Source organism: Acetobacterium sp. KB-1, from assembly GCF_003260995.1.
Lineage (GTDB): Bacteria > Bacillota > Clostridia > Eubacteriales > Eubacteriaceae > Acetobacterium > Acetobacterium carbinolicum.
The window spans coordinates 2,458,034-2,477,493 of record NZ_CP030040.1; the positions used below are offsets into that span (position 1 = coordinate 2,458,034).

The window sequence follows — 19,460 nt, forward strand, 5'->3', positions numbered from 1 at the left end:
ATTATTCCCGTTCCTTAATTTCTTCATTGTTCACTTCGTTATTTTTATAGGGCACCCGGGCCGAAGGTACAAACTCCGCGGTGGCATCGGTATGGATGGCCTGGTCGTCAAAATAGATATGGGCACCGAAGGCCTTAAGCACCTCCTGCTTACTCATCCCGCCGAGGAAAAAGGCTTCGTCAATCCGCACATCCCAGGCTCGCAGGGTCCTTATCACCCGCTCGTGGGCCGGCGCATTTCTGGCTGTTACCAGAGCGGTGCGAATCGGCGCCCGATTTTTATCAAAGGCCTTCTGAATCGCCGAGAGGGTTTTTAAAAACTTGGCAAAGGGACCTTCTGGCAGGGGATTCTTGGCATTTCTTATTTCATTGGCCTGGAAGGCTTCGATGCCCTGACTTTTATAAATCTGTTCCGATTCGTCGGAGAAAAGCACCGCATCCCCATCAAAGGCAATGCGGATCTGATCGATTTCGGTGGTTTCTTCATAGGCCAGGTGTTGGGTATAAATAATCCCTGCCGCAACTCCCGCGTTAATGGCCTCCTGAACATCCTCCTCATTGGCGGAAAGAAAGAGATCCGTATTAAAAGCCTCCAGATAGGGTGACAGTAGCGCACCGCTAACCAGGGCCGCCCGGGTAATATCCAATTGGTAATGCTTGATCGAGTTAAAAATGCGCAGACTGCTGTCGGCATTATTTCGGGACATCACAATGATTTCAGTTTTTCGCTGCTCCGATCCGACTTCGTTGAGTTTCAGCAAGGCCTTGATTAAGGCAAAACCGGTTCCCGGTTTTAACAGATCGTTCTCATGTTCAATCTGATACTTTGTATAGGCATCCACACCTTGTTCATTAAAAATCTGATTTTCCTCCTCCAGATCAAAGAGCGCCCGGGATGAAATGCCAACGACCAAACAGTTTTCAAATTTATGCATGTTATTCCCCTATCTTCCTATTTGATAATGATTTTTTAATCTTAATGCATCAGTCTAAAGATTAATACTTATCCACAATTGTGTTGATTTTATGGACAATTGTGGATAAGTTGGTAATTCTTGCTTTTCTTTGCCTTAAAATCTTATCCACATGCCAAAAGAACCTTTCTCAACGAGAAAGGTTCCTAAAATTAAATTTTCTATTCTTATCATATCACCTGACTGGTTGATAGTAAAGGGAATCCTGCCCGACCTTTGTTTAAGCAAAATGACCGATTTCTGTTAAGAATGTGTTCCAGCGCCATTTCATAGCCTTCCCGGATGCTTGGTGACTTGTCTCTTCAATAAAGAATCAGACCGGCATTTAAGGCAACAATATCTTCCCTGGTTTTGGTTTATAGCCCCTTTAAAAGCCGAACAATGCACAAAGCCGAGGCTTCCACCGAGTCAAATGTTCGGATTTCATCCACATTTCCCAAAGTTATCAACATACCCTGTGGATTAAATGAATAGTTATCCACAGAGCCCTCTTCTTTCCGCTCGGCAATAGAGGTCGTTCCTTAATTTCCGTTATTCTGATTCTTTGTTCGAAGCGACCTGATCGTCTAGACATATTTCCATTCCAGCTTCATTGCTGGCGCTTTCAAAGAGAACAACGCCCTGATTATTTGTTAAACACACCCAAACTTTGGCAGTAATACTCTCAATGATCTCCCGATCCATCAGGCCATCCACTGGTGCCCGAAGCCTACCACCACTGTTCATCAAAGCACTAAAAGCAAGCGACCCATTCGGACCTTCCAGCACTCCGGCGCAGGTTCCCTTTTCTGTATCCACTTCCCATTTTTCCAGCCGGGAAAAATTATAGGTGGCGAAACGCCGGGTAATCGTTTTAAAGTCAGTAAAATAGGCGAAAAAACCCGGAAATTCCAGTCCTAAAAAAGGAATGTTGGCCCGCGAAAAAACAAAAGAAGCATTTCCGCCTGCAAAGTGACTGGCCTGAAGCCAGAGATAGGTTTTGGGAAATGACCGGCCGTAGTCTTTTTCAATATAACCCACGCCCCCATTGAAATCTAGCAACTCACCATCAAGCTCAATAACGCCCTTGATCTCATGATATAAATGAAGGATCGCATGGTAGCATTCCATAAAGGGGATTACCCCAAAAGGCCCCATAATCCCGGGATGCTTTGGTCCTCTGGGAAAAGGATGGATTTCATCAAAGGTCAGCCGCCCTTTGATACTCCCCTCCTTGGTGTCAACATTTAAAGACAGACCCTGAGCATTGAAAGCATTGTTTTCAATTTCTACGTCAAATTCATCTGTTCTAGCCTTGAACTCGAAATAAGGAAAAGGATGATACCAGGTTTTTCCATTTGCGGCATTGATCACTTGAATAAACGCCTGCTTATTTCCCTGAGGATCGATCGCCATTCCCGGAATAATGGCAATGGCATGTTTCCGATCCGCGCTAATGCATTTGTAATACCACCCTTCAAAATAGCGTCGTTTCTTGTTTTTACCCTGAAAAACTGCCTGCTTGATCATCGCAACTTTCCTTTCCTATCCCCCAAAATAATATTGTTTATGCAACCCATTTTCACTGGAAGTCGATAAAAATAAAAACCAATACGGCGGCCAGCAAGGAGCTGGCAAAGTTGACAAAATCATTATTTACAAAGCTTAACCCGCTATGCAACTGGTTGGGTTTATTGTTATAGCTTGATTTTTCAGTTAGTTCTCCGGTTTCTCTGCTGATGTATTTGGCCTGGATCGCAGCACCCATTAAGCTGTCCAGAATTGACCCCAACAGGCCTCCCAAAGTAATAATACCCATTTGCATCCACAGGAGTTCACCGCTGTTTCCAGCCATCAATTGAAAAAGACCATAGGTCAAAGCCACCACTGCCGAGCCGCCCAAGGAAGCCAGAAGGCCCAAAGGGCTGACCCCACCGGACAATCCCTGATTAACAGGTTTTAGGGTAATTAGCGAAACTGGTGCCCTGCGGCTGAGAATGCCGATTTCCGAAGCCCAGGTATCGGCATTACAGGCTGCAAATGAAGCCGCCACTGCCACCAGATAGGCGGGGTTCTGAGATATGGCAAAGGGCACCGCCATAATCAGTGCCGCTCCTCCATTGGCAACCACCTGAACAATATCCCGGGGACCAGACTTGGCATGGATTCTGGCCGCAATCGGATCTTTTAAACCGGCTTTGAAATGCGACAAAAAGGTGGAACTTAAAAAAAAGACCATCAATAGTATAAAGAATAGGGGTCCCCCTGCTAAATACAAGGCTACTGCCAAGAGAAAGGCTCCCAAAGCCGCCGAAGGCCTTAATGATTTTCGCCAGTATGCAAAAAAAGCGCCTGCCAAAGAAAAGAAAATGTATATCACATGCTCCAGGATCGATCCTGTTTGAGCCACTAAACTATAGTCGGTTAAATTTTCCATTTTGACCTCCTTTCAAGTATGTCTTTTTCATACCCCAAATACTTCAAAAAACACCCCGGTTACCCGGGGTATTAAAAATGGCAGCTTCATAGATTTTACTTCTACTGATGATCTTTTGACAACTTCAACACATTATTTTTGCTTTATTACATTTTTCCCAACACTTCTTCCACATCCGGTAGGGTACGAATTTCGTATTTTTTAACCCAAATCACCATTCCCGTTTCATTAATCAGAATATTCGCTCTTTTTGACGCCCCATGCTCTTCGTTGAAGATCCCATAATCTCTGGCTACCTCACCTAAAGGGACAAAGTCTGACAAAATTCTGATGTGTTTTAAGGATAACGCCCGGGCCCACACTGATTTACTGGGCTGGGGATCAACACTAAGACCCAACACGATGGTGTTTTTTTCCTCGAATCGGTTCGCATTGCGATCAAGCGAGCGCATTTGATCGGTGCACACCGATGTAAAAGCCAGCGGATGCCAGGACAGAAGCACCTTTTTTCCTTTTAACTGACTTAGCGTGACCACCTCACCATTTTGATCCTGCAATGCAAAATCCGGAGCCATTGCCCCTAATTGAATTATCTCTGCCATAACTTCTTCCTCCTTATATTTTTATCTTGTTTTTAATTTTTCTAATCCTCCGTTATTATTGAAATCTCAAGTTCCACTGGCAATCCTTCTTCCTCAATCATTTTAAGAAAGACCTTCGCAATTTCTGGATCAAATTGGGTTCCCGAACAGGTTTTCAATTCACCGATAGCATAAGCTAAATCATTGGCTTTTTTATAGCTGCGACTATGAGTCATCACATCAAAGGAATCTACCACGGTGATGATTCGGCCCAGATAAGGAATATCCTGGGCGCTCAAGCCATTGGGATAGCCAGTTCCATCGTATTTTTCATGGTGCGCCAGAATATAATCGGCAATATGTTCAAGCGCTGGAGTCGACTTCGCAATCCGATAGCCAATCTCCGGATGGGTTTTTATAATCTCCCATTCGTCATGACTAAGCTTGGCCGGTTTGTCAAGAATATACTCTGGTATCCCGATTTTGCCGATGTCATGCAGTAACGATAACAGCTCCAAATCATCCAGCTGATCTTTGCGTAAATCCAAACGGCTTCCCAGGGCTTTACTCAATAGGCCGATCCGCATGGTGTGGGCTTCCGTCTCAGTACTTTTTTCGTGAAGCGTTCTAGCTAACGTTCGAATGGTGGCATTTCTGGAACTGCTGCTTTCCATCAGCTTATTGCGGTACATTCGGTTCTCCGCCAGGTTTAGTACATCTTCCGGTCTTTTTAGGTCTTCACTCTTTTCAGCATAGCCCATAGCCACACTGATCTTTAAATGAAAACCCGGGATTTTTTCAATTTCATTGGTAATCTCTTGAATGATTTGGCAGACTTCCTCCTGAGTAATGTCTTTGAGTAAGATAACAAATTCATCTCCAGGCCATCTTGAAATTATATCGGTCGGCCTACAAATTCGTCTGAGCACATTGCTTACGGTAATCAGTACCTGATCACCTTCCTGATGGCCAAAGGCATCATTTGTCAGTTTAAGGCCGTTGATATCACACATGATAATAAAATAGTGGCTCTCATTCTGACGACTGATGGATTCAAACTGCATTTTCATATAATCGCGATTTTTAAGCCGGGTCAAGGGATCAGAATAACTTAAAAACAAAACTTCTTCCTCTTTTGTTTTTCTTTTGGTAATATTGGATTTGATACGCTGATTGGCCTGATTTATTTGCTTAAGCATCTGATTGATTGAAACCGCCAGCATTTTTAGTTCATCCTTTCCATCCATTTCGATGGATAAGGTCGTATCTCGTTTTAACCCCACTTCTTTGGTAAAGGCGATGAGTTTTTCAATTCTTTTTAAAAAATACCGATCGACAATAAAATAATCAATGCTGAGGATGACTATCAGAATAAGAATGAAACTGGCCATAAACAGATTAAACTGATCTTTTACAAAGCTATAGTTTTCTTCAATCCGGGAAATTGTCATTAAGATGGTTTCCTCATCGTAGCTATCCCGCTGAAGACGACTGGCTGTGAGATAAGGTTTTCCAGCAAATTCTCTTTTGACAATCTGGTTTTCCAAAACGACGGCAGCCGACCCGGCTTCTCTGAATTCCACATTGACGCCGGTTAGTACTTCAATGTAAGCGGTCATTTCCTTATCAACATTTTTGAACATCACCATACTACCATTACTTGTTGCTGTACGACTGGAATTATTAACCCGCCCGGAGGCAATCAGATATGGCTGCCCATTCAGAATAATCAGATCTGTTTTAGCGTCCTCACCATCAGTGATCGATCCGCTATAAAAGTTGTTTTGTCTGATTTTTTCGATCAAGGCAACCGTTTCTTCATTTTTCAGGTCAAAATCCGAATAAGCGATCACCTCATTGTTTTGATTTGCGAAGAGCATCATATTTAAGCTCAAGTTTTCCAGGGACGCCGGATTAAGATTCACGGTTACGTAGCTTGGATTCCGGTCGTTTATAAAACGATAGGTATCGTCCCAATAGGCCCAATCTTTCAAAATACTATTGAGGTCTTCTTTTTCATTTTCGATGATGGTTTCAACCATTTCAAAATCTTTGCTGATCTGTATTCTCTGGGCTTCCTCAACATAGCCATAGAAAACCCCGTAAAAAATCCCATAGGTAAGGCCCAAGAGCACGGCGGCACTGCACAAGGCGATCATAATTGCTTTATGTTTTAATTTCATATGACACCATCTCTGTCTTTTTAAACTGACTCCGCTCAATTTAATTTATTTAATCGTTTTCTATATACCGTTGTTTACTATTATTCCGTAAGCATCATTCTAATTATAGCGCATATTTTCTCTCATCCTTTGATTGCTTCAATCCACCAGGGCTACTCTAATTAAAGTAATTCTATTTGATCCTATCATAACAATAATAACCTTAAAATGACAGTTTTTATTTACTAATTTAACCCTATTTTTTTCATGTTCTATCTTATTTTGCCCTCCTAACTAAACCAGCTCTTAGCTCTTGACATTTTTACTTTACATGATATAATGTTGGCAATTAAATACTGATTTGCGGGGGGACTTATAAAGTTGAGAAGGTTAAAACCTGACCCTTTGAACCTGTTAGTTAATACTGACGTAGGGAAGCAAGGCGTTTTGGCTAATTTTCAAATACGTGTTTTCAGTGCTTTCCTATTCGGGAAGGCACTTTTTTTGTGCCTAAAAATCTCTGATTTGAAAGGAATGTATTGTGAAAAACTACAAAACTCAAATGGAAGCGGCAAAAAAGGGGATTATCACCCCGGAAATGAAAACAGTGGCACAAAAGGAAAATATGGATGCTGCCAAACTTATGGCTCTGGTCGGCTGCGGCCAGGTTGCTATACCAGCCAATATCAGACATCATTCCCTTTCGCCGGAAGGTGTTGGCACCGGTCTGAAAACTAAAACCAATGTGAATCTCGGCGTATCGGGAGATTGTCTAAACTATGAGGCGGAACTGGAGAAGGTAAACCTCTCTCTAAAATTTGGGGTCGAATCGATTATGGACTTAAGTAACTACGGGAAAACCAACACTTTTAGAAAACAACTCATTAAAATGTCCCCTGCAATGATTGGTACGGTTCCGATGTATGATGCCATCGGTTATCTTGACAAAGATCTACTTGCAATTACCGCCCAGGATTTTATGCGGGTTGTCCGAGCCCACGCCGAAGAAGGGGTTGACTTTATGACGATTCATGCCGGCATTAATAAACGGGCGGTAGAAGCCTTTAAGCGGGATGGACGGCGAACAAATATTGTCTCCCGGGGCGGCTCACTGCTCTTTGCCTGGATGGAAATGACGGGTAATGAAAATCCCTTTTACGAATATTATGATGATTTTCTTAAGATCCTCCGGGAGTTTGATGTCACCATCAGTTTAGGTGACGCCCTGCGCCCTGGTTGCATTGATGACAGCTCCGATGCTTCTCAGCTCAGTGAACTCATCGAACTGGGTCACCTAACCAAACGGGCTTGGGCTAAGGATGTCCAGGTAATGGTTGAAGGACCTGGTCATATGGGGATTAATGAAATTTCCGCCAACATTGTTTTTCAGAAAAAATTGTGTCATAATGCGCCCTTCTATGTTCTTGGCCCCTTAGTAACTGATGTTGCCCCAGGCTATGACCATATTACCGCTGCCATTGGCGGAGCTATTGCCGCTGCCAATGGGGCCGATTTTCTTTGCTATGTAACCCCAGCCGAGCATTTGCGCCTCCCGGATGCTAATGATGTCAAGGAAGGGATTATTGCAACAAAGATTGCCGCCCATGCTGCCGATATTGCCAAAGGTATACCCAACGCGCGAGACTGGGATAACAAGATGTCTGACGCCCGGCGAAAGATCGATTGGGATGCCATGTTCGAACTGGCTATTGATGGCGAAAAAGCCAAAGACTATTACGAAAGCACCCCCACCGAAGAAAAACATAGCTGCTCGATGTGTGGCAAAATGTGCGCGGTGCGCACCACTAATATGATTCTTGAAGGCAAAACCGTGACACTCCATCCTGAGAACTGATCAACTTTATTTAATTTAGCACTTATCTTTTTTTTTGATCTGCCGATATTAATTCTAACGGATTACGTCTTTTTGGGCGTGATCATTTCGTAAAAACATGGAGGTGGATTTATGAAAATCGAAAGTTCAACCGTCACAATGGCAAGTCAAAGCAGTTATAGGGAAGCAACCAAATCTGTCGGATCTTTGAGAGTTTGGGATGCTCAGGGCAATGCCGTAACTTCAACCACAGCCAGCGCTTCTGCAAAGGGGATGGATATCCTTGAGTTGTCAGAACAAGCTAAAAAGTTACCTGCTCAAACCCCTATATCAAATCAAACCCCAGTGTCAACAGTGGCCTCGGGAGATGAAACCGCTTCGCTCTCCAGTAAAGAAGAACAGGAGCTAACGCTACTAGAACAAATGCTTAAGGCATTAACCCGAAAAAAAATGAAATTTGTGATGCCTAAAAAAATTACTTTGGAAAATCCGAAAATGAGTCAGTCCATTCAAAACGCCTATGCCAGTCGAAGTGCACTACTGACCGCTGCCGCCGGGTGGGCTCAGGGTTTAGCCGGTGCTCAACCCCGCAGTGCTTCTCCTAGTGGCGGCTTTGAATACAATCAGAGCGTCACCCACTATGAATCTGAAAGTACTTCATTTCAGGCTCAGGCAATGGTGAAAACTGCCGATGGCCGAGAAATCAATGTCAATCTGCAACTTTCCCTCAGCCGGGAATTTATGTCCTATTCCAATCTCAATATCAAAGCTGGCAATGAGCCGGTTCAGGTTGACCCGCTGGTTATTAATTTCGGTGCCGCCACCACCTCGCTGACGCAGCAGAAATATGCCTTTGATATTGATGCCAACGGCACCCTGGATCAAATTTCCTTTGTTAGTCCCGGCAGCGGTTTCCTGGCCTTGGACCTTAATGGCGATGGTAAAATTAATGACGGCAGTGAGCTGTTCGGCCCGCAAAGCGGCAACGGTTTTGATGATTTGGCAAAATATGATTCCGATGGCAATAACTGGATCGACGAGAACGATCCCATCTATGATAAGCTACAGATCTGGTCCAAAGATTCCTCCGGTAACGATGTGTTAGTGGCACTGGGTCAGAAAGGCGTAGGCGCCATTTATCTGGGCAATGTCAGCACCAGCTTCGCACTCAAAGGGGCCGACAATCAAACCGATGGCCAACTGCAACGCACTGGCATCTATCTTAATGAAAATGGTTCGGCCGGAACGATTCAGCATATTGATCTGAGTATCTAAGAGCTAAAACTTAATTTCATTACGATCCGCCAAATAAAAGGTTTTGTTAATTTTGATTGACAAAACCTCTTTTTATTGTTTAAAATTGAAATAAAACTTAACTGATGAGGGCATTATGAAACAACGAAATAAAGTCGGACTGCTGATCTCACTAATCATACTCATTGGTATCGTTGCTATTGTGTTCTTCAGCTTTGCAACCTACAGCAAGATCATTAAAGATGATGTACTAAATATTTCCAAACTCACCTCCACTAATATCTACTCAGAAATTAACAACGAACTGACCAAACCGATCTTTGTCAGCCTGACCATGGCTAACGACAGTTTTGTCAAGCAGTGGCTCCAGCAGGAAGATTCTTCGCAAAACCATGAAATCATTGACTATTTGTGGGGAATCCGAAGCAAATATAATTACCATTCTGTCTTTTTGATTTCAGCCAAATCGCTACACTATTTTCATTACAATGGCTTATTTAAAACCATTTCTCCCCAGGATGACCACGATCAATGGTATTACGACTTTATCAATCAGGATCAGCTTTATATCCTGGATGTCGATCAGGATCAGGTCGATAACCAACGCTTGACGATCTTTATCAATTGTAAAATACTAGATGAGCAGGGAAACCTTCTGGGCGTGGCCGGGGTCGGAATTGAAATGACTTATGTCCAGGAGCTACTTAAGAATTTTGAACGGGATTATGATCTGGAAGCCTTTCTCGTTGATGAAACGGGCTTGATTCAGGCTCACACCAATCCCAATCTGATTGAAAATCAAAATATCAACGATCTGGAAATTTATGCCACCATCGGCTCTGATCTTTATAATAAAGCCGACACCATCAATGTGTTTAATGATGATAATTTATATAATCAGCAATATATCATCAGTCACTATATTGAAGAACTAAACTGGTATCTGATCATTAGAAAAGACACCTCAGAGCTGGCTCAGTCCTTTAATCAACAATTATACTATGATCTCTTTATTGTCATTTTAGTCCTGGCCTCTGTGCTGATCATTGTCCAGCGAATCATTATAAAAAATGATCATCAAATGAAACAACTGGCTCTGCTGGATAATTTGGGTATCCTCTCCAATCGGAAAGATTTCGATCAGAATTTAAAAACCACACTGGCTCTGACTGATGAAACAAAGGACTTCTGGTCGGTTTTCCTAATTGATTTGGATCACTTTAAAGACGTCAACGATACCCACGGTCATCTACAGGGGGACAAGATCTTAAAACATGTGATGACACTATGCAAAACAGCTCTTAGTGATCATCTCATCACTCGCTGGGGTGGTGACGAGTTTAGCGGTATTATTTACCTTTCTGGGGTTTTAGCCGCTGAAAAACTAGAGACCCTGCGACTTGAAATTGTTAATGACCCATTGCTTGCAAAATTTAATATCACCGTCAGTATCGGGGTAACCCAAGCCATTGATATCGATACCGAAGATACCATCGTCCGGCGAGCTGACAACGCCCTTTATCAGTCCAAGACCAACGGTAAAAATCAGGTTACCCTGCTTTAATCATAAAGTCGAAAAAAGGATGAATTGCCATACAGCAATCCATCCTTTTTATTTATCTATGCATCGATCGATTTATAGATTTGGGTAAATACCTGGTATCTAAAATTTTTAAAGTCTTCTTCTGTCAAAGGCTGAGGAAAACGCATTATTTTAAGCGGAATTTTTTTACTCGCATCACCCCGCATCACCGGCTGATCATAACCGTATTCAGACAGGTGAAACCCCAACCGCTGATAAAACCCAATCCGGCGTAAGTTGATTTCATTTTTTTCATCCTCCACCTCAATCATCACCGGCTTTGAAGTCCGCGACAAATAAGCGGCCATCATTCCCGAACCGATTCCGCCGCTCCGCCTTGTCGGGTCCACCGCGAAATGTTCCACAAAGACAGTTGAACCCATATCCCATTCAGCAATAAAACCTAGGATTTCATCCGCTTCGTTTTTTGAAGTCCAAATGGTGTAATTGGGATCCCTAAGCTGAGCCCTTGCGTTTTCCCGGGTTCTGATCTCTTCCTTAGGAAAAGAACACACCATCAGTTGATATATTTTTTCAAAATCTTTTTCATCTAATTTCAATCGTTCGATTGTCATCACATCACTTTCTTTATTTTATAATTTTTATGCAAACTACTTACCAACTTTTTAAAAAAATAAGCGTGTCCACATAGCTATTATCGTTTAGTCGATAGCCTTCTTTAATGGTCCCAATGATTTTAAAACCCAGTTTCAAATACAGGGTGATAGCGGGATAATTGGTCGCCACCACCGCATTAAACTGGAGACCTTTAAAGCCACTTTCCTTGCTGCGCATGAGGCAGTCTTCCACCAGCAGACGTCCAATGCCTTTGCCCCGATATTCTTTTGCAACCCCAAATGAAGCATTAGCAATATGCCCGCACCGACCAATATTATTAGGATGAAGAATGTAAAGCCCCACAACCGCTTCCCCGCACCGGGCACAAATCGTTTTGGTCTGCTGGGTAAACATCGCTGCTGCCTCTTTTTCACTAAGATGTTTGTCACCGGGAAAACTATTTGCCTCGGCGACGATATAATTCCAAATTTCTGTCGCCTGTTTTACATCTTCTTGATTTAATTGTCTCATTTCGATATCCATCGACACCTCCTAAAACCTATTACTTTGTACCAATTGTTTTTCTCAAACACCAACTATAATTATTCAATATAACATAAGTCCTACTTTTCTCCAACAAAAAAAAGGCCTGCTATTTCGCTGCCACCCCAAATTTTAGTAATTCTTATTTTTTACAATTATTTTTGATTTATTTTAAAAACTCCGCTATAATGTGAATCAATAAGACCAATCGTCTTTGTCCACTACTGTAGCGATCGCTAAGACTAATTCTATTTTCACCGACCTTCAACGCGTCTTCGACAGCATACCCGTGCTCTGTTGCTTTACCGTATTCTTTGCAGAAAGGATTAACTAAGATGGAACCTGATCTGAATAAACTAAAAAACAATTGGACAAACTTTGTCGAACGTGGCATTCTGGATGAAAATACCCGGCGAATTATCCAGCGTTCCTGGAACCACTGTCAAAATATAAAAATGGATGTAAATGGTGGTAAAGGCGAAAGTATTGATGCCTGCCAACTCGAGCAGGTGTTGGCGGAAAACCGGGAGCTGATCAAAATCGCCCAACCAATTATGCAAAACCTTTATGAAATCGTTTTATCATCCCACTTTGTTCTGGTTCTAACTGATAAAAACGGGGTACTACTGGACACCATCGGGGATGAGGTCGTCAGTATGCGGGCTTCCGAACTGCGTTTTTTAAAAGGCACCGTCTGGACCAACGAAGCGGTCGGTTCCAATGCTATTGGCATCGCTCTGGACGAAGATGGACCCGTTCACGTAGTGGGCGCTGAACACTATTGTGTTTCCCACCATACGTGGACCTGTTCCGCCACCACCATTCACAATGTAAAAGGTGAAATCATTGGCGTTCTCAACATGTCCGGGGAAAGTCACAAACTTCACTCTCATACCCTGGGGATTGTTGTCGCGGCCGCCTACAGTATCGAAAATGAACTGGCCCTATCCCATACCTATCGATCCATGTCAGCCTCCCTGGACAGCACCGAAGATGGTATTCTAGTTACCGATGAGAACGTTAATCTGCAATGGATGAATATTGGTGCTCAAAAAGTTCTCCATCTTAGTATGGATGAATTTAATGAACTCGGCTTTAAAAAAATCTTTAAAAAACTCGATCTGGCTGGTGAATGCTGGGATTTAGAAGAGACAACGCGTTATTATACTGATGTCACCGCTCATATCGGCAGTCGAAAAATTCAATGTAGCGCCAATGTTTCCCGGATTCTGGAAAACGATAAAATTCAAGGCTACTCCATTGGTATCCGCGAAATCAAACACCTCCACAGCGCCGTCAACCGGGTCAGCGGTAACGTGGCGACTTATACCTTTTCCGACATCATCACCCAGAATCCGCAGATGCGGATGATTATCAAAACGGCCGAAAAGATGGCCCGCTTTAAAAAATGTATCCTCATCGAAGGCGAAAGTGGTACCGGTAAAGAGATGTTTGCCCACGCTATTCACCGGGCCAGCTCCTTTTCCCAGGGCCCTTTTATTGTCGTCAATTGTGCCTGTTTACCCCGGGATCTGGTCGAAAGCGAACTCTTCGGCTATGTCAAAGGTGCTTTTACCGGGGCTCTTAGCGAGGGCAAGCCCGGGAAATTTGAGTTGGCCGAAGGCGGCACCATTTTCCTGGACGAAATTGGCGAAATGCCGCTGGAAGTTCAGGCTAAATTGCTCCGGGTGGTAGAAACAAATACGGTTTCACGAATCGGTAGTCAAAGTGAACGCAAACTAAATATCCGAATTATTGCTGCCACCAATCGTAACTTGGAGCAGGAGGTTAAAAAAAGGAATTTCCGGGAAGATCTCTATTTCCGTCTGAATGTGATTTACCTTCATATTCCGCCGCTGCGGGTTCGGGGTGATGATCTTGTCTGGGCCGCCTCCCACTTCCTCGATCGGCTTAACCGGGAATATCCTGAGCATACCAAAACCTTTTCAAAAGAATTTCTGGAAGGGCTTAAACTTCACCCCTGGCCAGGTAACGTCAGAGAACTCCAGAATTACATCGAGCGAACCTTTTACCTCTGTCCGGAACCCATTATCTCAAGCGATTATCTGCCTACACCGCCACCAAAGTATCGCGAAGAAACCAAGGTTCTACCGACAGCCGCCAGCCCCACCCTGGACGACCTGGTTAAAGCAAATCTTGAAAAAATACTAAAAGAAACCCAGGGTTGTGTGGAAGCCTCAGCCGAAATGATGGGCCTCAGTCGCGCCTCACTTTACCGGAAAATAAAAAAATACAATATTGACATCAAAGATTATCGCTATATGTCTCAAATGTGAGAATTTTATCGTTTTTGAGACAACCAATTCGCGAATATGAGATACGCCTGAGAAATCCGGTGTATCTTTTTTTGTGCAAAAGACTCCCCCACCCAGATTAAATCCTATGCTTAAGCCATTTAAAAAAAATATCCAACTGATTTTTAAAGTTGGCACGGTTCTTGTTATTAGATAAGTCATCTAAAATCTTTGGATAATACAAAAAAGGAGAACACTGAATTTATGAAACTTGATAAAGCGATTATCAAAGACATGTACATCCGCATGAAACGGATCAGGGAATTTGAAACAAAGGCCATGAACCTTTTTGCCGAAGGTGCCATCCCCGGTTTTGTTCACCTCTATTTAGGTGAAGAAGCTGTTGCCACCGGTGTCTGCCAGGCTCTTAACGATGAGGACTACATCACCAGTACGCACCGCGGCCACGGTCACATCATTGCCAAAGGTGGCGATCTGAAATACATGATGGCCGAATTATACGGAAAAGAAACCGGTTACTGCAAAGGCAAAGGCGGTTCCATGCACATTGCCGACGCTACCAAAGGCATTCTTGGCGCCAACGGGATTGTGGGTGCCGGTCATAACCTGGCGGTGGGAGCAGGTTTTAGTGCGCAATACCGAGGCACTGATCAGGTTTGCGTCTGCTTTTTTGGCGATGCCTCAACCAATCAGGGAACCTTTCATGAGTCGATGAATCTGGCCAGCATCTGGAAACTGCCGGTTGTTTTTGTTTGTGAAAACAATGGCTACGGCATCTCCATGAGTCAATCCCGTCATCAGGCCATTAAAGATATTGCTGACCGCGGTAGCGCCTATGGTATTCCCGGCATCTCGGTCGATGGCAATGACGTGATTGCGGTTCACGAAGCCGCTGTTGAAGCCGTTAAACGGGCCCGAAACGGTCAGGGTCCGACCCTCATCGAATGCAAAACGTACCGCCACCGCGGCCATTTCGAAGGCGATGCCGGAAAATACAAACCCATCGAAGAGCAGGAAATGTGGATGAAAAAAGATCCCATGCCGCGAATTGAGAAACACATGATCGACAGCGAAATTGTAACAGCTGAAGAACTAAAAGCACTCCAGGATTCCGTGGTTAAAGAAATTGCTGAAGCGATTGAGTTTGCCAATGCCAGTGCCTATCCGGAATTATCCAGTGCGGTAAAAGATATTTACTTTGATATTGTTGAGGAGGTTCGACAGAGATGAAACAAATGACATATGGAGAAGCCATTCGTGAAGGAATGCGCATTAGAATGCAAGAAGACGAAAATGTTTGTATTTTCGGAGAAGATGTCGGGGCTTTTGGTGGCTGTTTTGGTGTCACCGCCGGTCTATTCGATGAATTTGGCGATAAACGCGTCCGGGATACCCCTATTTCCGAAGGCGTTATCATCGGCTGTGCCGTCGGTTCAGCCGCCACTGGCTTACGCCCCATTGCCGAGCTGATGTTTATTGACTTCTTAACCGTTGGGATGGATCAGTTGGTCAATCAGGCTGCCAAAATGCGTTATATGTTCGGCGGAAACATCTCCGTTCCGATGGTTGTCCGTTTACCTGGTGGTGGTGGTGTTAGTGCCGCAGCCCAACATTCCCAATCATTAGAAGCCTGGTTAACACATGTGCCCGGATTAAAGGTCGTTTTTCCATCAACACCACAAGACGCCCTGGGTCTGATGCTCAGTGCCATCGACGATGAAGATCCGGTAATGTTTGTCGAACACAAAGCGATGTATGGTATGAAGGGCGAAGTCGATGATGTGGTTGTTCCGATTAAATTAGGCGTCGGCGACATCAAGCGCGAAGGAACCGATATCACCGTGGTTGCCACCGGTAAAATGGTTCATGAAGCACTTAAAGCCGCGGCTAAACTTGAGAAAGAAGGAATTTCTGTCGAAATCATTGATCCCCGAACCCTTTATCCACTGGATAAAAAGATGATTTTTGACTCGATTGAAAAAACAACCCGGGTGGTCATTGCTACCGAAGAAGTCAAACGCGGCAGTTTCGCCGGTGAACTGGCAGCGATGATTTCCGAATCCTGTTTCTTCAATCTGGACGCCCCGATCAAACGGGTCAACGCCCTGGATACCCCAATTCCATTTGCACCCAACCTGGAAAATTTTGTCCTGCCCAACGACGTGGACATTTACAACGCCATCAAGGAAGTCATGGCTTAATTTTTAAGGTTATCGATGAGATCCCGTACCGACCAATTGTTAATCTGTTGTTCGCTGCACCATGCGAAATCCGCTGTGCTCCTTCCGCATTGGTCGCGGGCAGTCGCCAACTATAAGCAAGCTTATGATTGGCGACTGCCTGCGCGCAGAATCGGACAGGCTTTGCCGTGTCCGCTCCGATGCGTACAACATGATGTAACAATTGTCGGTACTGCTTTATCCCTTAATCTGACAGCCAGCTGTAATCTTATCCTTAGAAGATTACAGCTCAATAAAATCAAAAAAATACGGAGGTTATTATGGCACAATTAATCGTCATGCCCAAGTTCGGGCTGACAATGACAGAAGGTACCATTGCCAGTTGGAATGTCGCTGTGGGTGATCCCATTGCTGAAGGCGATATTCTCTGCGAGATCGAAACCGATAAACTGACCAATGAATTTGAATCCCCCAAAGCAGGGGTGCTACTAAAAATTATCGAAGCTGACGGAGCGACCGTTACCTGCCTGGAACCGATTGCAGTTATCGGTGAAGCTAACGAAGATATTTCCGCATTATTAGCCGGTGGTTCTGCTCCTGATGTCGATGCAGCTGTTTCGCCTGTAGACGACGCTCCCGCTATTTCAAAAGCCGCTGTTAAAACTGCTGGCGGCCGGATTAATGCTTCCCCGTTGGCTAAAAAAATGGCCAAAGAAAAAGGCCTTGATCTCGCTCTAATCACTGGTACTGGCAATAAGGGCAGTATTACCGTGGATGATGTTAATAACTATACACCAACTGATAAAGCCGATAAAAAAACCGCTGTTTCCCCGGTTGCTAAAAAAATGGCTGCTGCGTCGGATGTTGATTTAAGCACCGTAACCAGCGATGGTCGGATTATGAAAAAAGATGTTGAAGCGTTACTGACAAAATCGCAAGCACCCGATGCCCTCGCTCAAAGCATCCCACTTAAAGGGATGCGCAAAACCATTGCCAAGCGAATGAGTGAAAGCTGGAGTACGTCACCTCGGGTCACCTATACCCGACCAGTCGATGCCACCGGCTTAAAAGAGTTCCGCTCCCGCTTAAAACCTGAATTTGAGAAACGAGGTCTCAAGCTGACCTTTAATCATATCATCATGAAAGTCTGCGCCCAGGCCTTGCTGGAATTTCCTCATATTAATGGTAGCCTGGTTGATGACACCCTGATTCTTCATCCTCATGCCCATATTGGCCTGGCCATCGGTATGGATTCAGGACTGTTGGTCCCTAACGTGAAAAACTGTGACCTCAAGCCGCTTTCTCAAATCGCTGAAGAAACCGAAAAACTGATCACTGAGGCCAAGGCCGGCCGCACAAATATGGACGATCTGGTTGGTGGCACCTTTACCCTGTCTAATCTGGGGGCCTATGGGATCACTTCTTTTTCGCCCATTATCAATCAACCGGAACTGGCTATTTTAGGTATCGATGCGATGGTTGACACCCCAGTTGTTATCGGTGGTGAAATCACCATCCGACCGATGATGAATCTGAGTCTCACCGCCGACCACCGGATCATTGACGGGGCTTTGGCTGCTCAGTTTTTACAGCGAATTGGGGAATATCTCGAAAACCCTGCGCTGTTACTTGTTTAAGTGCTGTGAAAGAAGGTAAAACCATGAAACATATAGCCATAATTGGTGGTGGCCCCGGGGGCTACGTGGCGGCCATTCGAGCGGCCCAACTGGGCGCCCAGGTCACCCTGATTGAAAAAGAAAAGCTGGGCGGCACCTGCCTAAATGTCGGGTGTATCCCCACCAAGGCGCTGCTCCATTCTGCCGAGGTATTAACCGAAGCTAAAAATTCGTCAAAAATCGGTTTAGTCATTCCTGAGGTCGGTTATGATTGGACAAAAATTCAAGCCCATAAGGAGCAGATCAGCACCAAGCTATCCGGCGGCGTCAAAGGGCTGCTTAAGGCCAATGGGGTTAAGATTATTACCGGTTCTGCGCAGTTTTTAAATGATGAGGTCTTGCTGGTGACTGACGTTTCCGGTAAAACTGACGAGTTACGAGCGGATAAAATTATCATTGCCAGCGGTTCAGTACCGGCACTTCCACCGATTCCTGGCATTGATCATCCCAATTGCCTGGATTCCACCGGGGCGCTTTCTTTAAATCATGTTCCGGAGCGACTGGTGATTATTGGTGGCGGCGTCATTGGTGTGGAAATGGCGTCAGTTTACAATCAGTTTGGTTCCAAAGTAACGATTGTAGAAATGCAGCCGGGAATTCTACCGCTTATGGATGGTGAACTGGGCGAAATGCTGTGCAAAAAACTTGTGAGAGATGGGATAAAAATTTTAACGGGTGCGCAGGTGCTGTCAGTCCAAAGTGATGAGCACCAAACGACCGTTAGAATTAAAAAGGACGATAACGAGAGTGACATCTCAGGTGATAAGGTATTGGTGGCAATTGGACGCAAAGCCGAATTATCAACTTTGGGACTGGATAACACCAGCATCAACTGGGATAAAAAAGGGATTAGTGTGAATCCTAAAATGCAGACCAATTTAGAAAATGTTTATGCCGTCGGGGATTGTCTGGGCAAAACCATGCTGGCCCATGTGGCCTCTCAACAAGGGGAAGTTGCTGCCGAAAATGCGATGGACCATGACGTCGTTTATGACGAAAAAACCAATCCCTCTTGCGTCTATACCAATCCCGAATTTGCCGGGGTGGGCCTTACTCAGGAGGATATCCGGGGCCATGAAAAAAATTATTCGATCGGCCGATTCCCACTGGCTGCCAATGGCAAGTCACTGATTATGGGTGCTACCGAGGGGATGATCAAAATTATTTCCGATAAAAAATACAAGGAAATTGTTGGTGTCCATATCCTTGGACCACGAGCCACCGACCTGATTGTTGAAGGTGCACTGGCACTGCGGCTGGAATCGACAGTGGAAGAAATTATCTCGACCATTCATGCCCATCCCACTGTTGGTGAAGCGCTTAAAGAGGCGGCCCTGGCGACGGAAAATAGGGCCATTCACTGGAAATAAAGCAAAAACAAACGAGCACAGGCAAAAAGCGCTAAAAACACTTTTTGCCTGTGCT

General features: G+C 44.5%; 16 protein-coding genes and 1 riboswitch. Of the genes, 8 read left to right on the plus strand and 8 right to left on the minus strand.

Going from position 1 to position 19,460, the window contains the following annotated elements; all coding sequences use genetic code 11:
- Window position 1: 1 nt before the first annotated feature.
- The 6 genes from DOZ58_RS11380 to DOZ58_RS11400 all read right to left on the minus strand — a co-directional run bounded on the left by DOZ58_RS11380 (window position 2) and on the right by DOZ58_RS11400 (window position 6,153).
- Window positions 2-934 (minus strand): 5'-nucleotidase, encoded by a 933-nt coding sequence (locus DOZ58_RS11380; protein WP_111888392.1) that lies wholly within the window; start codon window positions 932-934, stop codon window positions 2-4.
- A gap of 395 nt (window positions 935-1,329) precedes the next feature.
- Window positions 1,330-1,455 (minus strand): hypothetical protein, encoded by a 126-nt coding sequence (locus DOZ58_RS19090; RefSeq protein ID WP_256372195.1) that lies wholly within the window; start codon window positions 1,453-1,455, stop codon window positions 1,330-1,332.
- A 49-nt stretch (window positions 1,456-1,504) separates the two neighbouring features.
- Window positions 1,505-2,482 carry a tocopherol cyclase family protein gene (locus DOZ58_RS11385; RefSeq protein ID WP_111888393.1) on the minus strand — a complete coding sequence of 326 codons (978 nt, stop codon included), beginning with the start codon at window positions 2,480-2,482 and terminating at the stop codon, window positions 1,505-1,507.
- 52 nt (window positions 2,483-2,534) lie between these two features.
- Window positions 2,535-3,389, minus strand: coding sequence for a DUF92 domain-containing protein (locus DOZ58_RS11390; RefSeq protein ID WP_111888394.1), 855 nt, complete (start codon window positions 3,387-3,389; stop codon window positions 2,535-2,537).
- A gap of 146 nt (window positions 3,390-3,535) precedes the next feature.
- Window positions 3,536-3,991 carry a redoxin domain-containing protein gene (locus DOZ58_RS11395; protein WP_111888395.1) on the minus strand — a complete coding sequence of 152 codons (456 nt, stop codon included), beginning with the start codon at window positions 3,989-3,991 and terminating at the stop codon, window positions 3,536-3,538.
- Window positions 3,992-4,032: 41 nt separating this feature from the next.
- On the minus strand, window positions 4,033-6,153 hold the full coding sequence (locus tag DOZ58_RS11400) for an HD domain-containing phosphohydrolase (protein ID WP_111888396.1): 2,121 nt from the start codon (window positions 6,151-6,153) through the stop codon (window positions 4,033-4,035).
- A gap of 334 nt (window positions 6,154-6,487) precedes the next feature.
- A riboswitch (TPP riboswitch) is annotated at window positions 6,488-6,586 on the plus strand.
- A 108-nt stretch (window positions 6,587-6,694) separates the two neighbouring features.
- Here DOZ58_RS11400 and thiC point away from each other — a divergent pair.
- From thiC to DOZ58_RS11415, 3 genes are all read left to right on the plus strand, one after another.
- A complete protein-coding gene (gene thiC / locus DOZ58_RS11405) occupies window positions 6,695-7,987 on the plus strand; it encodes a phosphomethylpyrimidine synthase ThiC (RefSeq protein WP_111889752.1) in 1,293 nt (430 codons plus the stop codon).
- 111 nt (window positions 7,988-8,098) lie between these two features.
- Entirely contained in the window at window positions 8,099-9,241 is a 1,143-nt protein-coding gene (locus DOZ58_RS11410; RefSeq protein ID WP_111888397.1) for a hypothetical protein, read from the plus strand.
- Window positions 9,242-9,356: 115 nt separating this feature from the next.
- Window positions 9,357-10,784: a sensor domain-containing diguanylate cyclase gene (locus DOZ58_RS11415; RefSeq protein ID WP_111888398.1), complete on the plus strand. Its 1,428-nt coding sequence runs from the start codon at window positions 9,357-9,359 to the stop codon at window positions 10,782-10,784.
- A 56-nt stretch (window positions 10,785-10,840) separates the two neighbouring features.
- Here the strand turns inward: DOZ58_RS11415 and DOZ58_RS11420 are convergent, their stop codons facing one another.
- Both DOZ58_RS11420 and DOZ58_RS11425 read right to left on the minus strand, forming a co-directional pair.
- Window positions 10,841-11,377, minus strand: a complete 537-nt coding sequence (locus tag DOZ58_RS11420) for a GNAT family N-acetyltransferase (RefSeq protein WP_111888399.1) — start codon at window positions 11,375-11,377, stop codon at window positions 10,841-10,843.
- Between the two features lie 40 nt (window positions 11,378-11,417).
- Window positions 11,418-11,903 (minus strand): GNAT family N-acetyltransferase, encoded by a 486-nt coding sequence (locus DOZ58_RS11425; RefSeq protein WP_111888400.1) that lies wholly within the window; start codon window positions 11,901-11,903, stop codon window positions 11,418-11,420.
- Window positions 11,904-12,238: 335 nt separating this feature from the next.
- On the opposite strand from DOZ58_RS11425, the gene DOZ58_RS11430 reads away from it, so the two are divergent.
- From DOZ58_RS11430 to lpdA, 5 genes are all read left to right on the plus strand, one after another.
- Complete coding sequence (locus DOZ58_RS11430) at window positions 12,239-14,200, plus strand: sigma-54-dependent Fis family transcriptional regulator (RefSeq protein ID WP_111888401.1); 1,962 nt, start codon at window positions 12,239-12,241, stop codon at window positions 14,198-14,200.
- A 222-nt stretch (window positions 14,201-14,422) separates the two neighbouring features.
- The gene (locus DOZ58_RS11435; RefSeq protein ID WP_111888402.1) at window positions 14,423-15,409 is read left to right on the plus strand and encodes a thiamine pyrophosphate-dependent dehydrogenase E1 component subunit alpha; all 987 of its coding nucleotides are present in this window, start codon (window positions 14,423-14,425) and stop codon (window positions 15,407-15,409) included.
- On the plus strand, window positions 15,406-16,380 hold the full coding sequence (locus tag DOZ58_RS11440; protein ID WP_111888403.1) for an alpha-ketoacid dehydrogenase subunit beta: 975 nt from the start codon (window positions 15,406-15,408) through the stop codon (window positions 16,378-16,380). Before DOZ58_RS11435 ends, DOZ58_RS11440 begins: the two co-directional genes overlap by 4 nt.
- A gap of 299 nt (window positions 16,381-16,679) precedes the next feature.
- A complete protein-coding gene (locus tag DOZ58_RS11445) occupies window positions 16,680-17,996 on the plus strand; it encodes a dihydrolipoamide acetyltransferase family protein (RefSeq protein WP_111888404.1) in 1,317 nt (438 codons plus the stop codon).
- Window positions 17,997-18,019: 23 nt separating this feature from the next.
- Window positions 18,020-19,405: a dihydrolipoyl dehydrogenase gene (gene lpdA / locus DOZ58_RS11450; RefSeq protein WP_111888405.1), complete on the plus strand. Its 1,386-nt coding sequence runs from the start codon at window positions 18,020-18,022 to the stop codon at window positions 19,403-19,405.
- Window positions 19,406-19,460: the final 55 nt, after the last annotated feature.

What these genes read in the sequence shown, in the direction of transcription:
- DOZ58_RS11380 (WP_111888392.1), bottom strand. Translation starts at nt 934, where the DNA reads ATGCATAAATTTGAAAACTGTTTGGTCGTTGGCATTTCATCCCGGGCG.
- DOZ58_RS11385 (WP_111888393.1), bottom strand. Translation starts at nt 2,482, where the DNA reads ATGATCAAGCAGGCAGTTTTTCAGGGTAAAAACAAGAAACGACGCTAT.
- DOZ58_RS11390 (WP_111888394.1), bottom strand. Translation starts at nt 3,389, where the DNA reads ATGGAAAATTTAACCGACTATAGTTTAGTGGCTCAAACAGGATCGATC.
- DOZ58_RS11395 (WP_111888395.1), bottom strand. Translation starts at nt 3,991, where the DNA reads ATGGCAGAGATAATTCAATTAGGGGCAATGGCTCCGGATTTTGCATTG.
- DOZ58_RS11400 (WP_111888396.1), bottom strand. Translation starts at nt 6,153, where the DNA reads ATGAAATTAAAACATAAAGCAATTATGATCGCCTTGTGCAGTGCCGCC.
- thiC (WP_111889752.1), top strand. Translation starts at nt 6,695, where the DNA reads ATGGAAGCGGCAAAAAAGGGGATTATCACCCCGGAAATGAAAACAGTG.
- DOZ58_RS11410 (WP_111888397.1), top strand. Translation starts at nt 8,099, where the DNA reads ATGAAAATCGAAAGTTCAACCGTCACAATGGCAAGTCAAAGCAGTTAT.
- DOZ58_RS11415 (WP_111888398.1), top strand. Translation starts at nt 9,357, where the DNA reads ATGAAACAACGAAATAAAGTCGGACTGCTGATCTCACTAATCATACTC.
- DOZ58_RS11420 (WP_111888399.1), bottom strand. Translation starts at nt 11,377, where the DNA reads ATGACAATCGAACGATTGAAATTAGATGAAAAAGATTTTGAAAAAATA.
- DOZ58_RS11425 (WP_111888400.1), bottom strand. Translation starts at nt 11,903, where the DNA reads ATGGATATCGAAATGAGACAATTAAATCAAGAAGATGTAAAACAGGCG.
- DOZ58_RS11430 (WP_111888401.1), top strand. Translation starts at nt 12,239, where the DNA reads ATGGAACCTGATCTGAATAAACTAAAAAACAATTGGACAAACTTTGTC.
- DOZ58_RS11435 (WP_111888402.1), top strand. Translation starts at nt 14,423, where the DNA reads ATGAAACTTGATAAAGCGATTATCAAAGACATGTACATCCGCATGAAA.
- DOZ58_RS11440 (WP_111888403.1), top strand. Translation starts at nt 15,406, where the DNA reads ATGAAACAAATGACATATGGAGAAGCCATTCGTGAAGGAATGCGCATT.
- DOZ58_RS11445 (WP_111888404.1), top strand. Translation starts at nt 16,680, where the DNA reads ATGGCACAATTAATCGTCATGCCCAAGTTCGGGCTGACAATGACAGAA.
- lpdA (WP_111888405.1), top strand. Translation starts at nt 18,020, where the DNA reads ATGAAACATATAGCCATAATTGGTGGTGGCCCCGGGGGCTACGTGGCG.